Origin of the sequence: Nonomuraea montanisoli, assembly GCF_013363975.1 — a bacterium.
In the GTDB taxonomy this organism is placed as follows: domain Bacteria; phylum Actinomycetota; class Actinomycetes; order Streptosporangiales; family Streptosporangiaceae; genus Nonomuraea; species Nonomuraea montanisoli.
On sequence record NZ_JABWGN010000010.1, the window covers coordinates 275879 to 295940 of the forward strand.

A 20062-nucleotide genomic window follows, 5' to 3' on the forward strand; every position below is an offset into this window, starting at 1 on the left:
GTCTAGGAGCGCCCATGCGCAGAGCGCTGGCGATCGCCGCGGTCGCCTTCCTCCCCTTAGCGAGCATCCCCACGACGGCGCAGGCCGCCGCCGAACCGGACGACCGGCAGCAGGCGTTCAGCGCCGCCGCCGCGGAGTTCAAGGTCCCCGAAAGCGTCCTGCTGGGCGTCTCCTACCTGGAGTCGCGCTGGGACGCCCACGCCGGCCAGCCCAGCAACAACGCCGGGTTCGGCCCCATGCACCTGACCGACGCCGCCTCCTTCACCGGCACCAACCACCACGGCGGGAGCGAGGAGGACGCCCGCGGCGACGAGAGCCGTCCGCTGGCCGCCCCCGCCGACACCCCCGCCCCCGCCGAGATCCCCGCCTCGCTGCGCACCATCGAGAAGGCCGCCGAGCTCACCGGTGAGAGCCGCGAGAAGCTGCGCGCCGACGACGCCGCCAACATCCGGGGCGGCGCCGCGCTGCTCGCCGACTACCAGAAGTCGCTCGGCGCGCCGCTGAGCGACGACCCGGGCGAGTGGTACGGAGCGGTCGCGAAGTACTCCGGCGCCGAGGAGTCGCAGGCCGCCAAGGTCTTCGCCGACGAGGTGTACGCGACGATCAAGGAAGGCGCCGACCGGGTCACCGACGACGGCGGCCGCGTCGTCCTCAAGCCGGTTCCCGGCCTGGAGGCCGTGGAGAAGTGGCTGGAGAAGCTCGGCCTGCGCCCGCCGCGCCGCGACGGCGTCGAGTGCCCGCCCTCCATCTCCTGCGAGTGGATCCCCGCGGCCTACGCCCAGCTCCCGAACGACGACTACGGCCACTACGACCTGGCGAACCGGCCCGTCAGCCAGAAGGTCGACTACATCATCATCCACGACATGGAGGGCTACTGGGCGCCCTCGGTCAAGCTCAACCAGGACCCGAAGTGGCCCGGGAGCTGGCACTACTCCGTCCGTTCCAGCGACGGCCACATCGCCCAGCAGATCAAGACCAAGGACGTCGGCTGGCAGGCCGGCAACTGGTACATCAACGCCAAGTCCATCGGCATCGAGCACGAGGGCTTCCTGGCCGAGGGCAGCACCTGGTACACCGAGGCGATGTACCGGTCGTCGGCCAAGCTGGTGCGCTACCTGGCGCTGCGCCACGGCGTGCCGCTCGACCGCGCGCACATCCTCGGCCACGACAACGTGCCCGGCACCCTGCCGACCACGGTCAAGGGCATGCACGAGGACCCGGGACCGTTCTGGGACTGGGCGCACTACTTCGAGCTGATCGGCGCCCCGCTGCACCAGTTCGGCGGCCCCAGGTCGGGCTCCGTCATGATCAAGCCGGACTTCGCGACCAACAAGCCGTACTTCTACGGCTGCGACCGCAAGAACCCGGAGAACGCCTGCCCGCCGCTGCCCGCCTCCACGGTCTGGCTGCGCACCGAGCCGCGCGCCGACGCCCCGCTGATCAAGGACATCGGCAAGCACCCCACGGGCGACTCGCTCTACAGCGTGTACGACCACAGCGCCCGCGCCACCACCGGCCAGCGCTTCGCCGTGGCCGACCGGCAGGGCGACTGGACCGCGATCTGGTACCTCGGCCAGAAGGCGTGGTTCCACAACCCGGCCTCCGCGCCGACCGCCGTGCCCTCCATGGGCCTCGTGGTGACGCCCAAGCCGGGCCTCGCCACGGTCCCCGTGTACGGCAGGGCCTACCCGGAGAAGGAGGCGTACCCGGTCGACATCCCGTACCAGGCGGTCACCCCGCTGCAGTACACGTTCTCGGCCGGCGAGAAGTACACCCTGGCCGGCCCGGCGGCGACCGAGTACTACCGGGCGGTCACCTTCGAGCCGGAGCCGCACACCGTGGTCAAGGGCAAGACGAAGTACCTGGAGATCCAGTTCGGGCACCGCGTCATGTTCGTCAAGGCTGACGACGTGCGTGTGACGTTCTCCGGGTGAACTCCTGAACGGCGCGCCTGGTGCTGTTCCACGCCTCCTGCGAGGAGTCGAACGTGCGCTGGGCGACGCCGACGAACACGCAGTCGATGACCAGGAGCTGGCTGATGCGGCTGGCCAGCGCGCCGGGACGGAACTCCGTCTCGCGCCCGGCCGAGATGAGCACGTGCTCGGCCAGCTCCGCGATCGTCGAGCGCGGGTTGTTGGTGATCGCCACGGTGGTGGCGCCGGCCTCCTTGGCCCGGCCCAGCGGCTCCAGCACGTCCGGCGTCTCGCCGGACGTGCTGATGCCGATGGCGACGTCGCCGGGCCGCAGGAGGACGGAGCTGGTCAGCGCGAGGTGGGCGTCCTGGAAGGCGTGGCAGGACACGCCGATGCGCAGCAGCTTCTGCGCGACGTCCGCCGCTACCAGGCCCGAGGCGCCCACACCGTACGCGTCGATCCGCCGCGCCCCCACGATGGCGTCGATGACCAGGCCCAGCCGCTCGGAGGTGAGCTGGGCGACCGTGTCGTTGATCGCCTCGGACTCGGCCCTGGCCACCTTCACGATGACCTCGGACAACGGGTCGTCGGGGGCGAGGTCGCCGGGCACCAGCCGGTCGGGCTGCGCCGCCGCCGCGGCCAGGGCCAGCCGGAGCTGCGGGTAACCCGCGAAGCCCAGCAGCCTGGCCGTGCGCACGATCGTGGCCTCGCTGGTGCCCGAAGCGGCGGACAGCTCGGTGATGGTGCTCCGGGCCACCGTCGCGGGATCCTCCAGGATGAGGCGGGCGACGGTCTGCGCGGCGGGCGTCAACGAGGGCAGCACGCCGCGGACCGTGGCCACCAGAGTGTCGGCGCGCACGCCGTTCCCGCTGTTGTCCACATCCCGATTATCCAGCGGCGTCAAGGCCTCGCGCCCCGTCCGTACGGCGTGCGTGCGGTCACCGCAGGGTGCCGTTGGTCATCCCGACCGGCTCCTCGGGCACGGTGAGCAGCCCGAGCTCGGCCGGCGAGGCCGCCAGCGGGTGGTGGGGCACGACCCGGACCGTGTAGCCGAACGCGCCCGTGCGGTCCAGCGGCACCACGCCCGCGTAGTGGGCGCGGCCGTCGTCGTCGCTGTCGACGGGCGTGAGGGCCAGGTAGCCCGGGTGGACCAGCTCGTCGTGCGGCCCGACCCGGCCGTAGGCGGCCTGGACGAGCACGTCGTCCGGGGCCAGGTCGCCGAGCGCGATCGTGGCCCGCAGCTCCATCACGTTGCCCACCTCGGGGGTGTCGCCGACGCCGGACGCCTCCACGTGCTCGACCCGCACCCCCGGCCACGCCTTGGACACGCGCAGCCGCCAGGCGGCGAACGAGCGGGCCCCGGCGTGGGAGTCGGCCGCGAGCGCGCGGCCCGCCTTGGCCGCCGGCGTGTACAGGCTGAGGACGTAGTCGCGCAGCATCCGGCCGGCCAGCACCTTGGGACCGAGCGAGGTCAGCGTGTGCTTGACCATCTCCATCCAGCGGCGCGGCAGCCCGTCGGCCGCCCGGTCGTAGAACCGGTCGGACACCTCGTGCTCGATCAGGTCGTACAGGGCGGCGGCCTCCAGCTCGTCACGCCGGTCGGGGTCGGCGACGCCGTCGGCCGTGGGGATCGCCCAGCCGTTGGTGCCGTCGTACCACTCGTCCCACCACCCGTCGCGGATGGACAGGTTGAGCCCGCCGTTCAGGGCCGACTTCATGCCGGACGTGCCGGACGCCTCCAGCGGGCGCAGCGGGTTGTTCAGCCACACGTCGCTGCCCTGCGTCATGAGCTGGCCGAGCGCCATGTCGTAGTCGGGCAGGAACACGATGCGGTGCCGCACGTCGGGGTGGTCGGCGAACTTGACGATCTGCTGGATCAGCTTCTTGCCGCCCTCGTCGGCCGGGTGGGCCTTGCCGGCGATCACGATCTGCACCGGCTTGTCCGGGTCGAGCAGCAGGCTCCTGAGCCGCTCGGGGTCGCGCAGCATGAGCGTGAGCCGCTTGTACGACGGCACCCGGCGGGCGAAGCCGATCGTCAGCACGTCGGGGTCGAGGGCGTCGTCGATCCAGCCGAGCTCGGCGTCGGAGGCGCCGCGGTCGCGCCAGGAGCGGCGCAGCCGGGCCCGGGCCCCCTCGACCAGGCGGCGGCGCAGGGTGCGCCGGATCTCCCAGATCTCGGCGTCGGAGATCTTCTGGATGCCGTCCCAGCCGCGCGCCCGCTCGATGAGCAGGGGCAGCTCGCGTCCGGCCAGCTCCATCATCTCGCGGCCCACCCAGGTGGGGGCGTGCACGCCGTTGGTGATCGAGCCGATCGGCACCTCGTCCACGTCGAAGCCGGGCCAGAGGTTCTTGAACATCTCTCGGCTGACCTCGCCGTGCAGCTCCGAGACGCCGTTGACGCGCTGGGCCAGCCGCATGCCCATGACCGCCATGTTGAAGCGGCCGGGGTCGGCCTCGGCGCCCAGGGCGAGGATGCGCTCGACGGGCACGGTCGGCCAGGCGTTGTCGCCGCCGAAGTGCCGCTCGATCATCTCGATGGGGAAGCGGTCGATGCCCGCGGGCACCGGCGTGTGCGTGGTGAAGACCGTGCCGGCCCGCACGGCCTCCAGGGCCTCGTCGAACGACAGCCGCGCCTCGGTCAGCTCGCGGATGCGCTCCAGGCCGAGGAACCCGGCGTGGCCCTCGTTGGTGTGGAAGACCTCGGGGTCGGGGTGGCCGGTGATGCGGCAGTAGGCGCGGATGGCGCGCACGCCGCCCACGCCCAGCAGCAGCTCCTGCATGAGGCGGTGGTCGGTGCCGCCGCCGTAGAGGCGGTCGGTGACGTCGCGGGCCGCGCTGTCGTTGTCGGCCACGTCGGAGTCGAGCAGCAGCAGCGGCACGCGGCCGACCTGGGCCACCCAGAGCTGGGCGTGCAGCGCCCGGCCCTCGGGCAGGCCGACGCGGATCTTGACGGGGGTGCCGTCCTCCTCCTTCAGGAGGGTCAGCGGCAGGCCGCCCGCGTCGAGCGACGGGTAGTGCTCGAGCTGCCAGCCCTCGGGCGACAGCGACTGGGTGAAGTAGCCGTGCCGGTAGAGCAGGCCCACGGCGAGGATGGGGACGCCGAGGTCGCTGGCGGCCTTGAGGTGGTCTCCGGCCAGGATCCCGAGCCCGCCGGAGTACTGCGGGAGCGCGGCGGCGATGCCGTACTCGGGGGAGAAGTAGGCGATGGCGCCCGCGGCGTCGGGCAGCGTCTGGTACCACCGCGGGGCGGTCATGTACTCGCGCAGGTCGTCGGCGGCGTCGGCGAGACGGCGCAGGAAGCGGCGGTCGGCGGCCAGCTCGGACAGCCTGGCCGGGTCGACGGCGCCGAGGAGGGCCACCGGGTCGTGGCCCACCTGTTCCCACAGGCGCGGGTCGACCTCGGCGAACAGGTCTGTGGTCTCGGGGTGCCACGACCAGCGCAGGTTGTGGACCAGCTCGCCGAGTGCGGCCAGCTCCCGGGGCAGGACTGTGCGTACGGTAAACCGGCGGATTGCTCTCACGTTTGTGCACCCTATGGGCTAGGAGGGACCTCTCAGTCCCTCACCCTCAGCAAGGACGTTCAAACCCCTTCCGGGAAGAAGCATGAAGCGCGACGATTGGGGCAACTTCCACCATTGTCAGTTCTCCCGGGGACACGGGAGGTCTATCCGCTGCTGCCCACAATTTACATGCAAGGATCGTTCTTGCCACGGAAGCCTCCGGCGGTACCGAGTGTGCCGTCGCAACCTCGAAATGCGCGATGATCGGAAGAATTCCCATCACGGACATCCACCCCGTCGTCGACTGCGGGCAGTGGCCCGCCAAGGCGGTCGCCGGTGAGACCTTCCAGGTCTCGGCGACCGTGTTCCGAGAAGGCCACGACGCCGTGGCCGCGGGCGTGGTCCTCACCGCGCCCGACGGGCAGCGTGATCGGCTGAGACCGATGCGCGAGCTCTCACCGGGCACCGACCGGTGGGGCGTCGAGGTCAGCCTGCCCACCGAGGGTGAGTGGTTGTTCCGCGTGGAGGCGTGGAGCGACCCCATCGCGACGTGGCTGCACGACGCCGAGATCAAGATCCCGCGTGGCATGGACGTCGACCTGATGTGCGAGGAGGGCGCCCGGCTGTTCGAGCGGGCGGCCCGCGGCGTGCGACAGGCCGACTGCCCCGCCCCCGGCGGGCGCACGACGCCGCAGGCCAGGAACGGGCACATCCCGGCCGATCCGGCCCGGGCCGCCGCACGCGCGGCGGCGAAGCAGGGCCCCGGGAGGCAGGGCACAGAGAAGCAGGGCCCGGAGAAGCAGGGAGGGCAGAAGGAGGCGGGCGGCGAGAGCGCGTGCGGGCACCGCGCGGCGCTGCTGGCGATCGCGTCCACGTTGCGTGACGACGACCTGGACCCGCGGGCCCGGCTGTCGATCGTCCAGCTTCCCGAGACGGCGGCGCTGCTGGACGCGCATCCGCTGCGCGATCTGGTCACCAGGTCGCGGCCGAGGAAGATCGTGGTCGATCGGCGCAGGGCGCTGTACGGCTCGTGGTACGAGTTCTTCCCGCGGTCGGAGGGCGCCCTGGTCGACGACCACGGCATCACCAGATCCGGAAATTTCCAGACAGCGGCCAGGCGGCTGCCCGCAGTCGCCAAGATGGGCTTCGACGTCGTCTACCTGCCGCCGATCCACCCGATCGGTCACACGTTCCGCAAGGGGCGCAACAACACGCTCAGCCCCGAGCCCGACGAGCCGGGCTCGCCGTGGGCGATCGGCTCGGAGGAGGGCGGGCACGACGCCGTCCATCCCGACCTCGGCACGATCGAGGACTTCGACGCGTTCGTGGCCCGGACCCGCGAGCTCGGCATGGAGGTCGCGCTCGACCTGGCGCTCCAGTGCTCCCCCGACCATCCGTGGGTCAAGGAGCATCCCGAGTGGTTCACGATCCGGGCCGACGGCACGATCGCGTACGCCGAGAACCCGCCCAAGAAGTACCAGGACATCTACCCGATCAACTTCGACAAGGACCCGGAGGGCATCTTCGCCGAGGTCCGCCGGGTGGTCCGGCACTGGATGGACCACGGCGTGCGGATCTTCCGGGTGGACAACCCGCACACCAAACCGGTGGGCTTCTGGGAGCGGCTGCTGGCCGACATCCACCGGACCGACCCCGACGTGCTGTTCCTCGCCGAGGCGTTCACCCGGCCGGCGATGCTGCAGACCCTGGCCAAGGTCGGCTTCCACCAGTCGTACACGTACTTCACGTGGAAGAACTCCAAGCAGGACGTGGAGTCCTACCTGTCGGAGCTGGCCCAGGACACGTCGTTCTTCCTGCGGCCCAACCTGTTCGTCAACACGCCGGACATCCTGCACGAGTATCTGCAGCACGGGGGGATCCCCGCGTTCAAGATCCGTGCCGTGCTGGCCGCGCTGGTCTCGCCGACGTGGGGCGTGTATTCCGGGTACGAACTCGGGGAAAACATTCCTGTCCGCCCCGGAAGCGAAGAATATCTCGATAGCGAGAAATATCAGTACAGACCTCGCGATTGGGACGCGGCGGAGCGGGAAGGTCGTACACTCGCCCCGTTCATCACGCACCTTAATTTGTTCCGAAGAGCTCATCCGGCGCTCCAGGAATTGCGTAATCTACGGTTCCACCGCGTCGACCAACCGGATGTGGTCTGCTTCTCCAAGCGACTTCCGGGCGCCTACGACCCTGCCACACGACGGCACGGGCTGGGCGACGTCGTCCTCGCCGTCGTCAACCTCGATCCTCACCACACCCACGAGGCGACGGTCGACCTCGACATGCCGGCGCTCGGCCTGGACTGGAACGCTGAGTTCGTGGTCGACGACGAACTGTCCGGCGAGTCGTATCGTTGGCGGCAGGGGAATTATGTCCGCCTCGATCCCCATATCCATCCTGCCCACATCTTCACCGTTCGAGCCGCGCCACGGTAGACCAGAATTCAGCGGGGAGTCTTCAACGTGTGTGTTAGCGCCTCCCTCATGAGCCCGGCGAAGGAGGGCCCATGAGCTCCACACCCATACCCAACCCCTTCGACGAGGAGAAGCCTCGCGATCCGTACTGGTACAAGCGCGCGGTCTTCTACGAGGTCCTGATCAGGGGTTTCTCCGATTCCAACGGAGACGGCACCGGCGACATCAAGGGCCTGATCGGCAAGCTGGACTACCTCCAGTGGCTCGGCGTCGACTGCCTGTGGCTGCTGCCGCTCTACGAGTCGCCGCTGCGTGACGGCGGCTACGACATCGCCGACTTCATGAAGATCCTCCCCGAGTTCGGAGACCTGGGGGACTTCGTGAAGCTGGTCGACGAGGCCCACAAGCGGGGCATGCGCGTCATCGCCGACCTCGTCATGAACCACACCAGCGACGCCCACCCGTGGTTCCAGGCGTCCCGGCACGATCCCGAGGGCCCGTTCGGCGACTTCTACGTCTGGTCCGACACCGACACGGCCTACTCCGACGCGCGGATCATCTTCATCGACACCGAGACGTCCAACTGGACCTACGACCCGGTGCGCGGCCAGTACTACTGGCACCGGTTCTTCCACCACCAGCCCGACCTCAACTACGAGAACCCGGACGTGCAGGACGCCATGCTGGAGGTCCTGCGCTTCTGGCTCGACCTCGGCATCGACGGGTTCCGGCTGGACGCGGTGCCCTACCTGTTCGAGGAGGAGGGCACCAACTGCGAGAACCTGCCGAAGACCCACCAGTACCTCAAGCGGGTGCGCGCCGAGGTGGACCGGCTCTACCCCGACAGCGTCCTGCTGGCCGAGGCCAACCAGTGGCCCTCGGACGTGGTGGACTACTTCGGCGACCCGGTCGGCGGCGGCGACGAGTGCCACATGGCGTTCCACTTCCCGCTGATGCCGCGCATCTTCATGGCCGTGCGCCGGGAGTCGCGCTACCCCATCTCCGAGATCCTGGCCCAGACCCCCAAGATCCCCGAGAACTGCCAGTGGGGCATCTTCCTCCGCAACCACGACGAGCTGACGCTCGAGATGGTGACGGACGAGGAACGCGACTACATGTACTCCGAGTACGCCAAGGACCCGCGCATGCGCGCCAACGTCGGCATCCGCCGGCGCCTGGCGCCGCTGCTGGAGAACGACCGCAACCAGATCGAGCTGTTCACCGCGCTGCTCCTGTCGCTGCCGGGCTCACCGGTGCTCTACTACGGCGACGAGATCGGCATGGGCGACAACATCTGGCTGGGCGACCGCGACGGCGTGCGCACCCCCATGCAGTGGGACCCCGACCGCAACGCCGGGTTCTCCGACTGCGACCCCGGCCGGCTCTACCTGCCGGTGATCATGGACCCGATCTACGGCTACCAGGGCCTCAACGTCGAGGCGCAGCAGAAGAACGCCGGCTCGCTGCTGCACTGGACCCGGCGCATGATCGAGATCCGCAAGCGCCACCCGGTGTTCGGGCTCGGCGAGTTCATCGAGCTCAACTCCTCCAACCCGAGCGTCCTCGCGTTCGTCCGCGAGCTGGGCGACGACCGGATGCTGTGCGTCAACAACCTCTCCCGCTTCCCCCAGCCGGTGGAGCTGGACCTGCGGAGGTTCGTCGGAGTGTCCCCGGTGGAGACGATGGGCGGAGTCCCGTTCCCACCAATTGGCGAGCTTCCGTATCTTTTGACGCTTCCGGGGCATGGGTTCTACTGGTTCACCCTCCCGCCGGCAGCCACCCAGGAGGAATGAGACGTGCTTGAGGAGCTCCTTGCCGCATGGATCGGACGTCAGCGATGGTTCGGCGGCAAGGGGCGCCCGATCGACAGAGTGTCGATCGACTCCGACGCCACGATCGAGGCCGGCGACCCCGGCCTGCGCCACCTGGTGGTGTCGGTGTGGCAGGACGGCACGCGTGATCGCTACCAGGTGCTCCTCGGCCTGCGCTCCGACCTGCCCGACCGGCTCAAGCACGCGCTGATCGGCGTGCACGGCCCGTACGCCTTCCAGGACGGGCCCTCCCGCGACGAGTGGTACGCCTACGACGCCGTCCACGACCACGAGCTGACCCCGTGGCTGCTCGAATGCATGGGCCGGAACTGCGACTGGGGGACGGTGCGCTTCCGCCACCTCCCCGACGTCGAGATCGACACCTCCCTGCGCAGCCTCGTGCTCGGCGCCGAGCAGTCCAACACCTCGCTCGTGTACGGCGACACGTACATCTGCAAGCTGTTCCGGCGGCTCGTCCCCGGCGTCAACCCCGAGCTGGAGGTCATCACCGCGCTGGCCGAGCGGCACGCCCCGCACATCGCCCAGCCGTACGGATGGGTCGAGACCGACCTCGACGGCACGCCGACCACGCTGGCGATCACGCAGGAGTTCCTCTCCAACTCCAACGACGGCTGGGACCTCGCGCTCACCAGCGTCCGCGACCTCTACGCCATGCCCTTCGAGGACGGCTACGGCGAGCCCGCGGCCGTCACCGCGGCCGACGCGGGCGGCGACTTCGCCGGCGAGTCGTTCCGGCTCGGCTGCGCCACCGCGCGCGTCCACCACGAGCTGGCCGCGGCGTTCCCCACCGACGTGATCGAGATCCCCGAGGTCAAGCGGATGGCCGAGGGCTTCAGGCGGCGGCTCGCCCGGGCCGTGGCCGAGGTGCCCGAGCTGCGCGAGCACGTCGGCACGATCGAGGCCGTCTACCACCGGGTCGAGGAGCTGACCGCCGAGGTGCCCGTGCAGCGGGTCCACGGCGACTACCACCTCGGCCAGGTGATGCGCACCAACACCGACTGGGTGGTGCTGGACTTCGAGGGCGAGCCGGGGCAGCCGCTGTCCGAGCGCCGGGCGCTGTCGTCGCCGCTGCGCGACGTGGCGGGCATGCTGCGCTCGTTCGACTACGCCGCCCGGCACCTGCTGGCCGACCGGCCCGACGCCGCGTCGCTGGAGCCGCGGGCCGAGGACTGGGCGGCGCGCAACCGGGCCGCGTTCCTCGACGGCTACGTCGACGGCGGCGGGGCCATCTCGCCGGCCGACTCGGCCCTGCTCAAGGCGTTCGAGATGGCCAAGGCGGTGTACGAGGTGGTCTACGAGGCCCGCAACCGGCCCACATGGGTCGGCATCCCGCTGGCCGCCTTCCGCCGCACCGGCCTCTGACCCGGCTTCAGCGCAGCTCCTCGATCAGGCTGGACAGGCCTTCGGCGCCGTGACCCCGGGCCACCCGGCGCTCCAGGATCTCCTTCATCGGCAGCAGCAGGTCAAGCTTGACCCCCTGCTCCTCGAAGGCGGTCGACAGGTTGAGCATGCCCACGCGGTTGACCTCCAGGTTGGAGACCTCGGTGGCGTAGTGGCCCTGCTCGATGTCCTCGGCCCAGCGTGGCTTGAGCGCGGCCATCGCGTGCATCCACGGCACGAGCAGCGTCTCGGTGAACTCGCGCACCGGCCGCCCCTCGGAGGCGATCAGCGCCGCCGCCTCCAGGAACCCGGCGATCTGGCCGTACATGCCGGTGAGCATGGCCAGGTCGTACAGCGGGGCGAGGCCCGGGTCCTCGCCCAGGTGGCGCGACTCGGCCAGGGGCTTGAGCGTCGCCTCGTGGCGGTCGAAGGCGGCCCGCGAGCCGCTGTAGAGGATCAGCGCGCCGGGGTGCCCGATCATCTGCGGGACGGCCATGATGCCGCCGTCCAGGTAGTCGCCGCCGCGCCCGCTCACCCGGTCGCCGGCCTCGCGGGCCTCGGCCGGGCGGCCGTTGGTGAGGTTCAGCACCGTGCGGCCCGCCAGGTCGGCGCCTTCCAGGACCTCGTGGACGGCCGCGTAGTCGAGCACGCAGACGATCGCCAACGGGGCGGCCGCGACGGCCTCGGCGGCGGTGGCGGCGCGGGTGGCGCCCTTGGCCACCAGGGCGTCGGCCTTGGCGGCCGAGCGGTTCCACACGGTGACACGGTGACCGGCCGCCAGCAGGGTCTCGGCCAGGGCCGTGCCCATGAGGCCGAGCCCGAGCACCGCGATGTTCTCCGACATCTCACTGTTCCTTAGGTTGTGGGGAGGTTGTGGGGCGGGACGGGAATCCACGGTGCCCGGCCCGGGTTATGGTCGCGTTCGGGAAGCGTTATGGGGGGCTGATGCGGTTCGGGGTGCTGGGACCCCTGGCGGTGTGGACGCCCGGCGGCGAGCCCGTCCAGGTGCCGGAGGCGAAGGTCCGCGCGCTCCTGGCCGACCTGCTGGCCCACCGCGGCACGTCCGTCCCGGCCGACCGGCTGATTTTCGACCTGTGGGGCGAGCAGCCGCCCGCCGGGGCGCCCGCGGCGCTGCGGGTCAAGGTGTCGCAGCTTCGCCGCGTCCTCGGCGACCGCGAGCTGATCGTCCACCAGGCGCGCGGGTACGCGCTGCGGACCGGCGCGGCGTACGAGGTGGACGCCGACCGGTTCGAGGAGCTGCTGGGCCGCGCCCGCCGGGACGGCGACCCGCGCGGCCGCCGGGCGCTGCTGGACGAGGCGCTGGGCCTGTGGCGGGGCCCCGCCTACGCCGGGCACCGCGACGAGGAGTTCACCCGCGCCGAGACCGTCCGGCTGGACGAGCTGCGGCTGGTGGCCCTGGAGGAGCTGGCGGCGGCGCGGCTCGCGCTGGGCGAGCACGGTCCCGTGGCCGCCGACCTCGCGGGCGTCGTCGCCGAGCACCCGCTGCGCGAGCGGCTGCGGGCCCTCCACGTGCGCGCCCTGTACGGGGCGGGACGGCAGGGCGAGGCGCTGGCGAGCTACGCCGGCCTGCGCACCCGGCTGGCGGAGGAGCTGGGCGTCGACCCCGGGCCCGAGCTGGTGACCCTGCACCAGGCGATCCTGCGCCACGACCCGTCCCTGGCGATGTCGCCCCTTCCGGAGACCCGGCCCTCTCCGGGAACCGCGCCCACCCCGGAGACCCGCCCCTCCCTGGGTACCGCGCCGGAGACCCGGCCCACCCCTGGCGCCCCATCCGCCCTGGCCCGGCCCACCCCCGGCACCGCGTCAGCCCTGAAGACCCCGGCCTCCCCCGGCACCCCGTCCGTCCTGGAGACCCCGGCTCGCCCCGTGGGCGGGCTGCCGGCGCCGCTGACCTCGCTGGTCGGCAGAGCGGAGGCGGTGGGAGAGGTGCGCGCCCTGCTGCGCGCGAACCGGCTGGTCACGCTCACCGGGCCGGGCGGCGTCGGCAAGACGCGGCTGGCGCTGGAGGTGGCGGGGGATCCCGGGCGGCCGTTCGCGGGCGGTGTGTGGATGGTCGAGCTGGCCGCGTCCGCGCCCGCCGAGGTGGCCGAGGCCGTGGCGGGCGCGCTGGGGCTGCGGGACGACGTCCCGGGATCGCTGACGGACCGGCTGGCCGCGGCCCTGCGCGCCGGGGCCGGGGGCGGCGGCGGGGCCGGGGAGACGCTGCTGCTGCTGGACAACTGCGAGCACGTGGTGGAGGAGGTCGCCGCGCTCGCCGGGCTGCTGTTGCGGGCCGCCCCCGGGCTGCGGATCCTCGCCACCAGCCGGGAGTCTCTGCGCGTGCCGGGCGAGGCCCTGTGGAGCGTCCCGCCCCTGAGCGTGACGGCCGCGGTCGAACTGCTGACGTCCCGCGCGGGCATGTCCGTCGCGCACACGGACGTCACCGGTACGGACACCACGGGTACGGACACCACGGGTACGGACACCACGGGCGCGGACACCACGGGCGCGGACACCACGGGCGCGGACACCACGGGCGCAGACACCACGGGCGCGGATGACGAGCGGAGCGCGCTCGTGGAGATCTGCGTGCGGCTCGACGGCATCCCGCTGGCCCTGGAGCTGGCCGCCACCCGGCTGCGCGCCCTCACCCCCCGGGGGCTCGCCGACCGCCTCGACGACCGGTTCCGGGTGCTGGCCCCCGGCCTGCGCGGCGCCCCGGCCCGCCAGCGGACCCTTCGCGCCGTGATCGACTGGAGCTGGGAGCTGCTCGACGAGGAGGAGCGGCTGGTGCTGCGGCGGCTCGCGGTCCACGCCGGCGGCTGCACGCTGGAAGCCGCCGAGGCGGCCTGCGGGGAGCCCGGCCTGGACGTGCTCGGCCCGCTGTCCCGGCTGGTGGACCGGTCGCTCGTGGTGCGGTCGGCGGACGGCCGGTACCGGCTGCTGGAGTCGGTGGCGGCGTACTGCCTGGAACGGCTGGCCGAGGCGGGCGAGGCGGACGCCGTCCGGCTGCGGCACGTGCGCCACCACGCCGGCGTCGCCGAGCGCGCCGAACCGTCCCTGTACGGGCGGGACCAGCGCCGCGTCCTCACGCTGCTCGACGCCGAGAGCGCCAACGTCCGCGCGGCGATCGACCACGCCGTACGGCTCGGCGCGGCCGGCGAGGTGGTGCGGCTGGTGAACGCGCTGGCCTGGTACTGGGTGCTGCGCGGCAGGCTGGGCGAGGGCCGCCGCGCCCTGGAGGCCGCGCTGTCCGTGGCGGCGCCGGAGACCCCCGGGGCGGCCCGGGCGCGGTTGTGGCTGCACGGGCTGGAGGCGATGGGCGGGCGGCCCGTCCCGCTGGACACCGGCCTGTTCGAGGCGGTCGAGGACCCGGCGGCCCGGGCCAGGGCGCGCTGGTTCGCGGGCCTCGCGCTGTTCGGCTACGACGACCTGGCGCTGAGCATGGAGCTGGTAGAGGCGGCGCTGGCCGCCTTCGAGGCCCTGGACGACCGGTGGGGCACGGCCGCCGCGCTGAGCGTACGGGCCAGGTGGGCGGGCATGCGCGGCGACCTCGCGGCGCTGCGGCGCGACGGCGAGCGGGCGCTGGCGCTCTTCCAGGAGAGCGGCGACAGGTGGGGCGAGATGCGGGCCGACGAGAGCCTCGGCACCCTCGCCGAGATCACCGGCGACTACGGGCGCGCCGCGGCGCTGCGGCGCGACGGGCTGCGGATGGCCGAGGAGCTGGGCCTGTGGGGCGCGGCCTGCGACGCGCTGTCGCGGCTGGGCCGGATCGCCATGCTGACCGGCGACCACGCGCGGGCGGAGGACTACCACGAGCGGGCCAGGGCGCTGGCCGTGTCGCAGTCCAACCGGCCCGCGGAGCAGTTCGCCGAGATGGGGCTGGCGCTCGGGGCCCGCAGGCAGGGCCGGCTGGACGAGGCGGACCGGCTGCTGCGCAAGTGGATCGGCTGGGTGCGCGAGGTGTCCGGGGTGCCCGGCGAGGCGCTGATCCTGGCCGAGCTGGGCTTCGTCGCGGAGCTGCGCGGAGACGCGGCGGCCGCTCGGGAGCTCCAGCTCGGCGCGCTCGCGAGGGCGCGGCACGTCGGCGACCCGCGTGCCGTCGCGCTCGCGCTGGAGGGGCTGGCGGGCGCCCGCGCCCTCGCCGGGCAGCACGCGGAGGCGGCGCGGCTGCTCGGCAAGGCCGCGGCGCTGCGGGAGTCGGCGGGCGCGCCGCTGCCGCCCGCCGAGCGCGGGGACGTGGACCGCGTCACGGCCTCGGCCCGCGCCGCCCTCGGCGACACCGCCCTCGCCGCGGCCCTCGCGCTGGGCGCCGCCTCCCCTCTCGGCGGCCTGGTCCCGGACCACGCGTGAGCCGCGGCGCGCCGGGCGCCCCCTATTCCTGACGCGCCCCCTTTCCCGACGCGCCTGCTTTCCGACGCGCCTGCTCTCCCTGAGGCGCCTGCTCTCCCTGAGGCGCTGCGCCCGTCCCGGAGGCGCGTCCGGTACGGGCTCAGGCGCGTCGGAGCCCGTACCGGTGGCGCGTCCGGGACGCGCATGGCGCTGGAGGCGCGAATATCGCGGTTCCCCCGCGCGGCCCGCTCGGGGCGACTACTCTTCGCAGGTGCTCGTAAACGAAGAGTAAAGGAGCCCGGCATGCGGGGCGTGATGATGCTCGCGGTCTCGGCGGGGGTGGTCGCGACGATCACCGCCGCCGTCCTGCTGCTCCCCGGCGACGGCGGGCCGCCCTCCGCGCGGGCCGAGCTGCCCGCGGCGGCCTCTCCGGAGCCCGGCGACCCGCTCACCCCGGACGAGATCCGGCGGGCGAGCGACATCGCCACCTCCGCGGGCCCGCGGGCGCACTTCGCCGCCGGCCGGGCCGAGCTGCTGTACGTCGAGCGCGACGACGGCAAGAGCGGCGAGGGCGCGCGGCGGGCGGAGGCGTACGTCTACGACTACGGCACCGACACGCTGACCGTCCGCACCGTGGACCTCGCCCAGGGCAAGGTGGTGCGCGAGGTCTCCGGCACGGGCACCCAGCCCCCTCCGTCCAAGCGCGAGGAGACCCGCGCCGCCGAGCTGATCCTCGCGCACCCGCGGCTCGGCGAGGGCATGCGGACCGCCTACCGGCGCGCCGCCGGTCAGCCGCTGCGCTCCACGGCCGACCTGTGGCTGCGGGGGCTGATCTACACGGCCCGGCGCGGGGACTGCGCCGAGCACCGGTGCATCAGGCTGTTCGTCCGGCTGCCCGACGGCACGTTCCTGGACACGAGCCGTGTCGTCGCCGACCTGTCCGCCAAGAAGGTTCACATCCTGGAGTGGTGAGGTGTTCCTCCGTATCGCCCTCGCGGCCTTCGTCATCGCCGCCGCCCACGCCACCCCGGCCCCCCGCGCCACCCTGGCCGCGGCGTCCGGCGCCCGCCCCGCCGCACCGGCCGCCGGGGCCACGTGCGGCTCGCCGTACCTCGTCGACCAGGCGCTGCCGAACGGCGCGCGCTGGCGGATGTGCTGGGAGATGCGCACCATCGAGGGCCTGACGCTGAGCCACGTCGTCTACACCCCGAAGGGCGGCGACCCGCAGAACGTGCTGCGCAGCGCGGCGCTCGCGCAGATCCACGTGCCCTACGACAGCGGCGAGCCGCGCTACCACGACCTCGGCTCGCTCGGCGAGTCCGCCATCGCGCTGACCCCTGCCGACTGCCCCGGCGGCGAGCGGCGCGGCCCGTACGTGTGCGTCACCACCAGGGCACGCGGCCACGCCCACCTCAAGGACGGCTTCGGCGACGAGGAGGCCCGCAAGTCGCGGCAGGGCCAGGAGCTGGTGGTGCTGTCGGGCTACCAGGTCGGCTGGTACGCCTACGTCGCGGAGTGGGTGTTCGGCGACGACGGCTCCATCACGCCGCGCCTCGGCGCCACGGGCTCGCTGGCGGGCACGGTGACCACGCCCGGCCACGGCTGGCCGATCGGCGTCGGGCGGCGGCACTTCGAGGAGTCGCACAGCCACAACGTCTTCTGGCGGCTCGACTTCGACGTCAACGGCGCCAACCGCGACGCCGTGGAGCAGTACGACTTCGCGGGCACCGGCACGAAGCGCCGGTTCATGGTCCGCACCCGGTTCGCCGCCGAGACCAAGGCGGTCAACCGGCGCATGCGCTGGTGGCGGGTGCTCGACCCCAGGGCGCTCAACGCCGACCGGCACCCGGTCTCCTGGGAGATCGACAACTCCGACAGCGCCGAGTACCGCGGCCCGGCCGACGAGGCGTTCACCCGGGCCGACCTGTACGTCACGCAGTACCACGCGTGCGAGCGCCTGGCCACCCAGAACCCGCTGCCCCGCTGCCGCGACTCCGTCGACCGCTACGTGAACGGCGAGCGGCTGACCGATCCGGTGGTCTGGGTCAACGTGGACTTCCACCACGTGGCCCGCGACGAGGACGCCGACCCGATGCCGGTGCACTGGCAGGGCTTCCGCGTCCTCCCGCGCGACGTCACGGCGAAGAACCCCAGTCCGTGAGGCCCCACCCGTGCCCTGACATACACCAGGTATTCCCAACTTTCGGTGATTGTCTCCGTGAAAGCGGGCAGTGGCTGGGTTGGACGGTCGTCGTAGGGCAGGGTTGGGAGCATGCCGATGAGGACAGAGCTCGACCGCCTCGCGGGCGGTGCGCACCACGATCCCCATTCGATCCTGGGGGCGCACCCCGTCGCGGGCGGGGTGACGTTCCGCGCCCTGCGCCCGCTGGCCGAGCGGGTGCGGGTGGTGCTGGAGGACGGAACGGCTCACGAGCTGAAACACCAGGCGCACGGGGTGTTCGAGGTGACGGTCCCGGGCCTGGACAAGGTGCCCGCGTACACCCTGAGCGTCCAGTACTCCGGCGGGGAGCCGCAGGAGGTGCGTGACCCGTACCGGCACTGGCCCACGCTCGGCGAGATCGACCTGCACCTCATCGGCGAGGGACGGCACGAGCGGCTGTGGGAGGCCCTCGGGGCGCGCGTCATGCGGCACCAGGACGTGGACGGCACGGCGTTCGCCGTCTGGGCGCCGAACGCGCGCGGCATCCGGGTCGTCGGCGACTTCAACCACTGGGACGGCACCGCCTACCCGATGCGCTCCCTGGGCCGTTCCGGGGTGTGGGAGCTGTTCGTCCCCGGCCTGGGGGCGGGCGAGCGGTACAAGTACCAGATCCTCGGCGCCGACGGCGTGTGGCGCGACAAGGCCGACCCGATGGCCCGCCGCACCGAGGTGCCGCCGCAGACCGCCTCGGTGATCGACCATTCCGCCTACTCCTGGGACGACGCCGAGTGGATGGCGCGGCGGCGCGAGCAGCAGTCGCAGCGCGGCCCGATGAGCGTCTACGAGGTGCACCTCGGCTCGTGGCGGCCCGGCCTGTCGTACGTGGAGCTGGCCGACCAGCTCGTCGAGTACGTGCGGGACATGGGCTTCACGCACGTGGAGATGCTGCCGGTGGCCGAGCACCCGTTCGGCGGGTCGTGGGGCTACCAGGTGACCTCCTACTACGCGCCGACGGCGCGGTTCGGCAAGCCCGACGAGTTCCGCCACCTGGTGGACCGGCTGCACCAGGCCGGCATCGGCGTGCTGCTCGACTGGGTGCCCGCGCACTTCCCGATGGACGACTGGGCCCTGGCCCGCTTCGACGGCACCCCGCTGTACGAGCACGCCGACCCCAAGCGCGGCCTGCAGCCGGACTGGGGGACCTACGTCTTCGACTTCGGCCGCAGGGAGGTGCGCAACTTCCTGGTGGCCAACGCCCTGTACTGGCTGAAGGAGTTCCACATCGACGGGCTGCGGGTGGACGCCGTGGCCTCGATGCTGTACCTCGACTACTCGCGCCGCGAGGGCGAGTGGACGCCGAACATCTACGGCGGGCGCGAGAACCTCGACGCCGTCGAGTTCCTCAAGGAGATGAACGCCGTCGTCTACCGGGACGAGCCGGGCATCTCCACCGTGGCCGAGGAGTCGACGGCCTGGCCGGGCGTCTCGCGGCCGGTGCACCTGGGCGGCCTCGGGTTCGGGTTCAAGTGGAACATGGGCTGGATGCACGACACGCTGGCCTACCTCCGGCACGAGCCGGTCTTCCGGCAGTACCACCACCATCAGATGACGTTCTCGCTGATCTACGCCTACTCCGAGAACTACGTGCTGCCGCTGTCGCACGACGAGGTCGTCCACGGCAAGGGCTCGCTCCTGGGCAAGATGCCGGGCGACGAGTGGCAGCGTTTCGCCCAGCTCAGGGCCCTGCTGGCGTACATGTGGGCGCACCCGGGCAAGCAGCTGCTGTTCATGGGCGGCGAGTTCGGCCAGGGCTCGGAGTGGTCGGAGGAGCGCGGGCTCGACTGGTGGGTGCTGGAGTTCGACGGGCACAAGGGCGTGCAGCGGCTGGTCCGCGACCTGAACGCGCTCTACCGTGACACGCCGGCGCTGTGGGAGCTGGACACGGACCCGTCGGGGTTCCGGTGGATCGACGCCGACGACGCCCCGGGCAACACGTTCTCGTTCGTCCGCTTCGCGGAGGACGGGTCCGCGGTGGCGTGCGTGGCCAACTTCAGCGGCTCGCCGCACGAGGACTACCGGCTCGGCCTGCCGTACGGCGGGCAGTGGACCGAGGCGCTCAACACGGACGCCTACGACTACTGGGGCAGCGGGGTCGGCAACCTGGGCACGGTGGAGGCGACCGAGGAGTCGTGGCACGGGCTGCCGTACTCGGCCCGGCTGCGGGTGCCGCCGCTGGGCGCGTTGTGGCTGCGCAGGGAGGCGCCGGAGGTCGAGGAGCCGTCACTGACCGGCGAGACGGCCACGACGACCGGGGAGAACGCGACGGCCCGGGCGGTGACCGGGGAGGGCGCCGCCCCGCGGGCGGTGGCCGGGGAGGACGCGGCGGTCCCGGCGGTGGCCGGGGAGCCGACGGTGGCCGGGGAGCCGGCGCCGCTGCTCGCCGAGGAGCCGCCCGCGTCCTGAGGCGTCACAGGGCAGGGGGGCCGGACGTCACTGAGAGGTCGCCCGGAGTTCGCTGAGA

The 20062-nt window shown here is 72.4% G+C and carries 11 protein-coding genes; 8 read left to right on the forward strand and 3 right to left on the reverse strand.

Annotation, left to right across the window (positions count from 1 at the left end; genetic code table 11):
- Nucleotides 1-14 precede the first annotated feature (14 nt).
- Nucleotides 15-1934 carry an N-acetylmuramoyl-L-alanine amidase gene (locus HTZ77_RS26640; protein ID WP_175592415.1) on the forward strand — a complete coding sequence of 640 codons (1920 nt, stop codon included), beginning with the start codon at nt 15-17 and terminating at the stop codon, nt 1932-1934.
- Here the strand turns inward: HTZ77_RS26640 and HTZ77_RS26645 are convergent.
- Entirely contained in the window at nt 1897-2793 is an 897-nt protein-coding gene (locus HTZ77_RS26645) for a MurR/RpiR family transcriptional regulator (protein ID WP_175592416.1), read from the reverse strand. The two genes, HTZ77_RS26640 and HTZ77_RS26645, sit on opposite strands and share 38 nt — an antisense overlap.
- A gap of 58 nt (nt 2794-2851) precedes the next feature.
- Nucleotides 2852-5434 carry an alpha-glucan family phosphorylase gene (gene glgP / locus HTZ77_RS26650; RefSeq protein WP_175592417.1) on the reverse strand — a complete coding sequence of 861 codons (2583 nt, stop codon included), beginning with the start codon at nt 5432-5434 and terminating at the stop codon, nt 2852-2854.
- Between the two features lie 239 nt (nt 5435-5673).
- Here glgP and HTZ77_RS26655 point away from each other — a divergent pair, with 239 nt between their 5' ends.
- From HTZ77_RS26655 to HTZ77_RS26665, 3 genes are all read left to right on the forward strand, one after another.
- Complete coding sequence (locus HTZ77_RS26655; RefSeq protein WP_175592418.1) at nt 5674-7857, forward strand: alpha-1,4-glucan--maltose-1-phosphate maltosyltransferase; 2184 nt, start codon at nt 5674-5676, stop codon at nt 7855-7857.
- Nucleotides 7858-7928: 71 nt separating this feature from the next.
- Complete coding sequence (treS, locus tag HTZ77_RS26660; RefSeq protein WP_175592419.1) at nt 7929-9629, forward strand: maltose alpha-D-glucosyltransferase; 1701 nt, start codon at nt 7929-7931, stop codon at nt 9627-9629.
- Nucleotides 9630-9632: 3 nt separating this feature from the next.
- Complete coding sequence (locus HTZ77_RS26665) at nt 9633-11030, forward strand: maltokinase N-terminal cap-like domain-containing protein (protein WP_175592420.1); 1398 nt, start codon at nt 9633-9635, stop codon at nt 11028-11030.
- 7 nt (nt 11031-11037) lie between these two features.
- Here HTZ77_RS26665 and HTZ77_RS26670 read toward each other — a convergent pair whose 3' ends face one another.
- On the reverse strand, nt 11038-11892 hold the full coding sequence (locus HTZ77_RS26670; RefSeq protein WP_175592421.1) for an NAD(P)-dependent oxidoreductase: 855 nt from the start codon (nt 11890-11892) through the stop codon (nt 11038-11040).
- Between the two features lie 101 nt (nt 11893-11993).
- Between HTZ77_RS26670 and HTZ77_RS26675 the strand changes: the two genes are divergently transcribed.
- The 4 genes from HTZ77_RS26675 to glgB all read left to right on the forward strand — a co-directional run bounded on the left by HTZ77_RS26675 (nt 11994) and on the right by glgB (nt 20004).
- On the forward strand, nt 11994-15401 hold the full coding sequence (locus HTZ77_RS26675; RefSeq protein ID WP_205303540.1) for an AfsR/SARP family transcriptional regulator: 3408 nt from the start codon (nt 11994-11996) through the stop codon (nt 15399-15401).
- Nucleotides 15402-15683: 282 nt separating this feature from the next.
- Nucleotides 15684-16352 (forward strand): hypothetical protein, encoded by a 669-nt coding sequence (locus HTZ77_RS26680; protein ID WP_175592422.1) that lies wholly within the window; start codon nt 15684-15686, stop codon nt 16350-16352.
- Nucleotide 16353: 1 nt separating this feature from the next.
- Nucleotides 16354-17541, forward strand: a complete 1188-nt coding sequence (locus HTZ77_RS26685) for a copper amine oxidase (protein WP_328808780.1) — start codon at nt 16354-16356, stop codon at nt 17539-17541.
- A gap of 117 nt (nt 17542-17658) precedes the next feature.
- The gene (gene glgB, locus HTZ77_RS26690) at nt 17659-20004 is read left to right on the forward strand and encodes a 1,4-alpha-glucan branching protein GlgB (protein ID WP_235995177.1); all 2346 of its coding nucleotides are present in this window, start codon (nt 17659-17661) and stop codon (nt 20002-20004) included.
- Nucleotides 20005-20062: the final 58 nt, after the last annotated feature.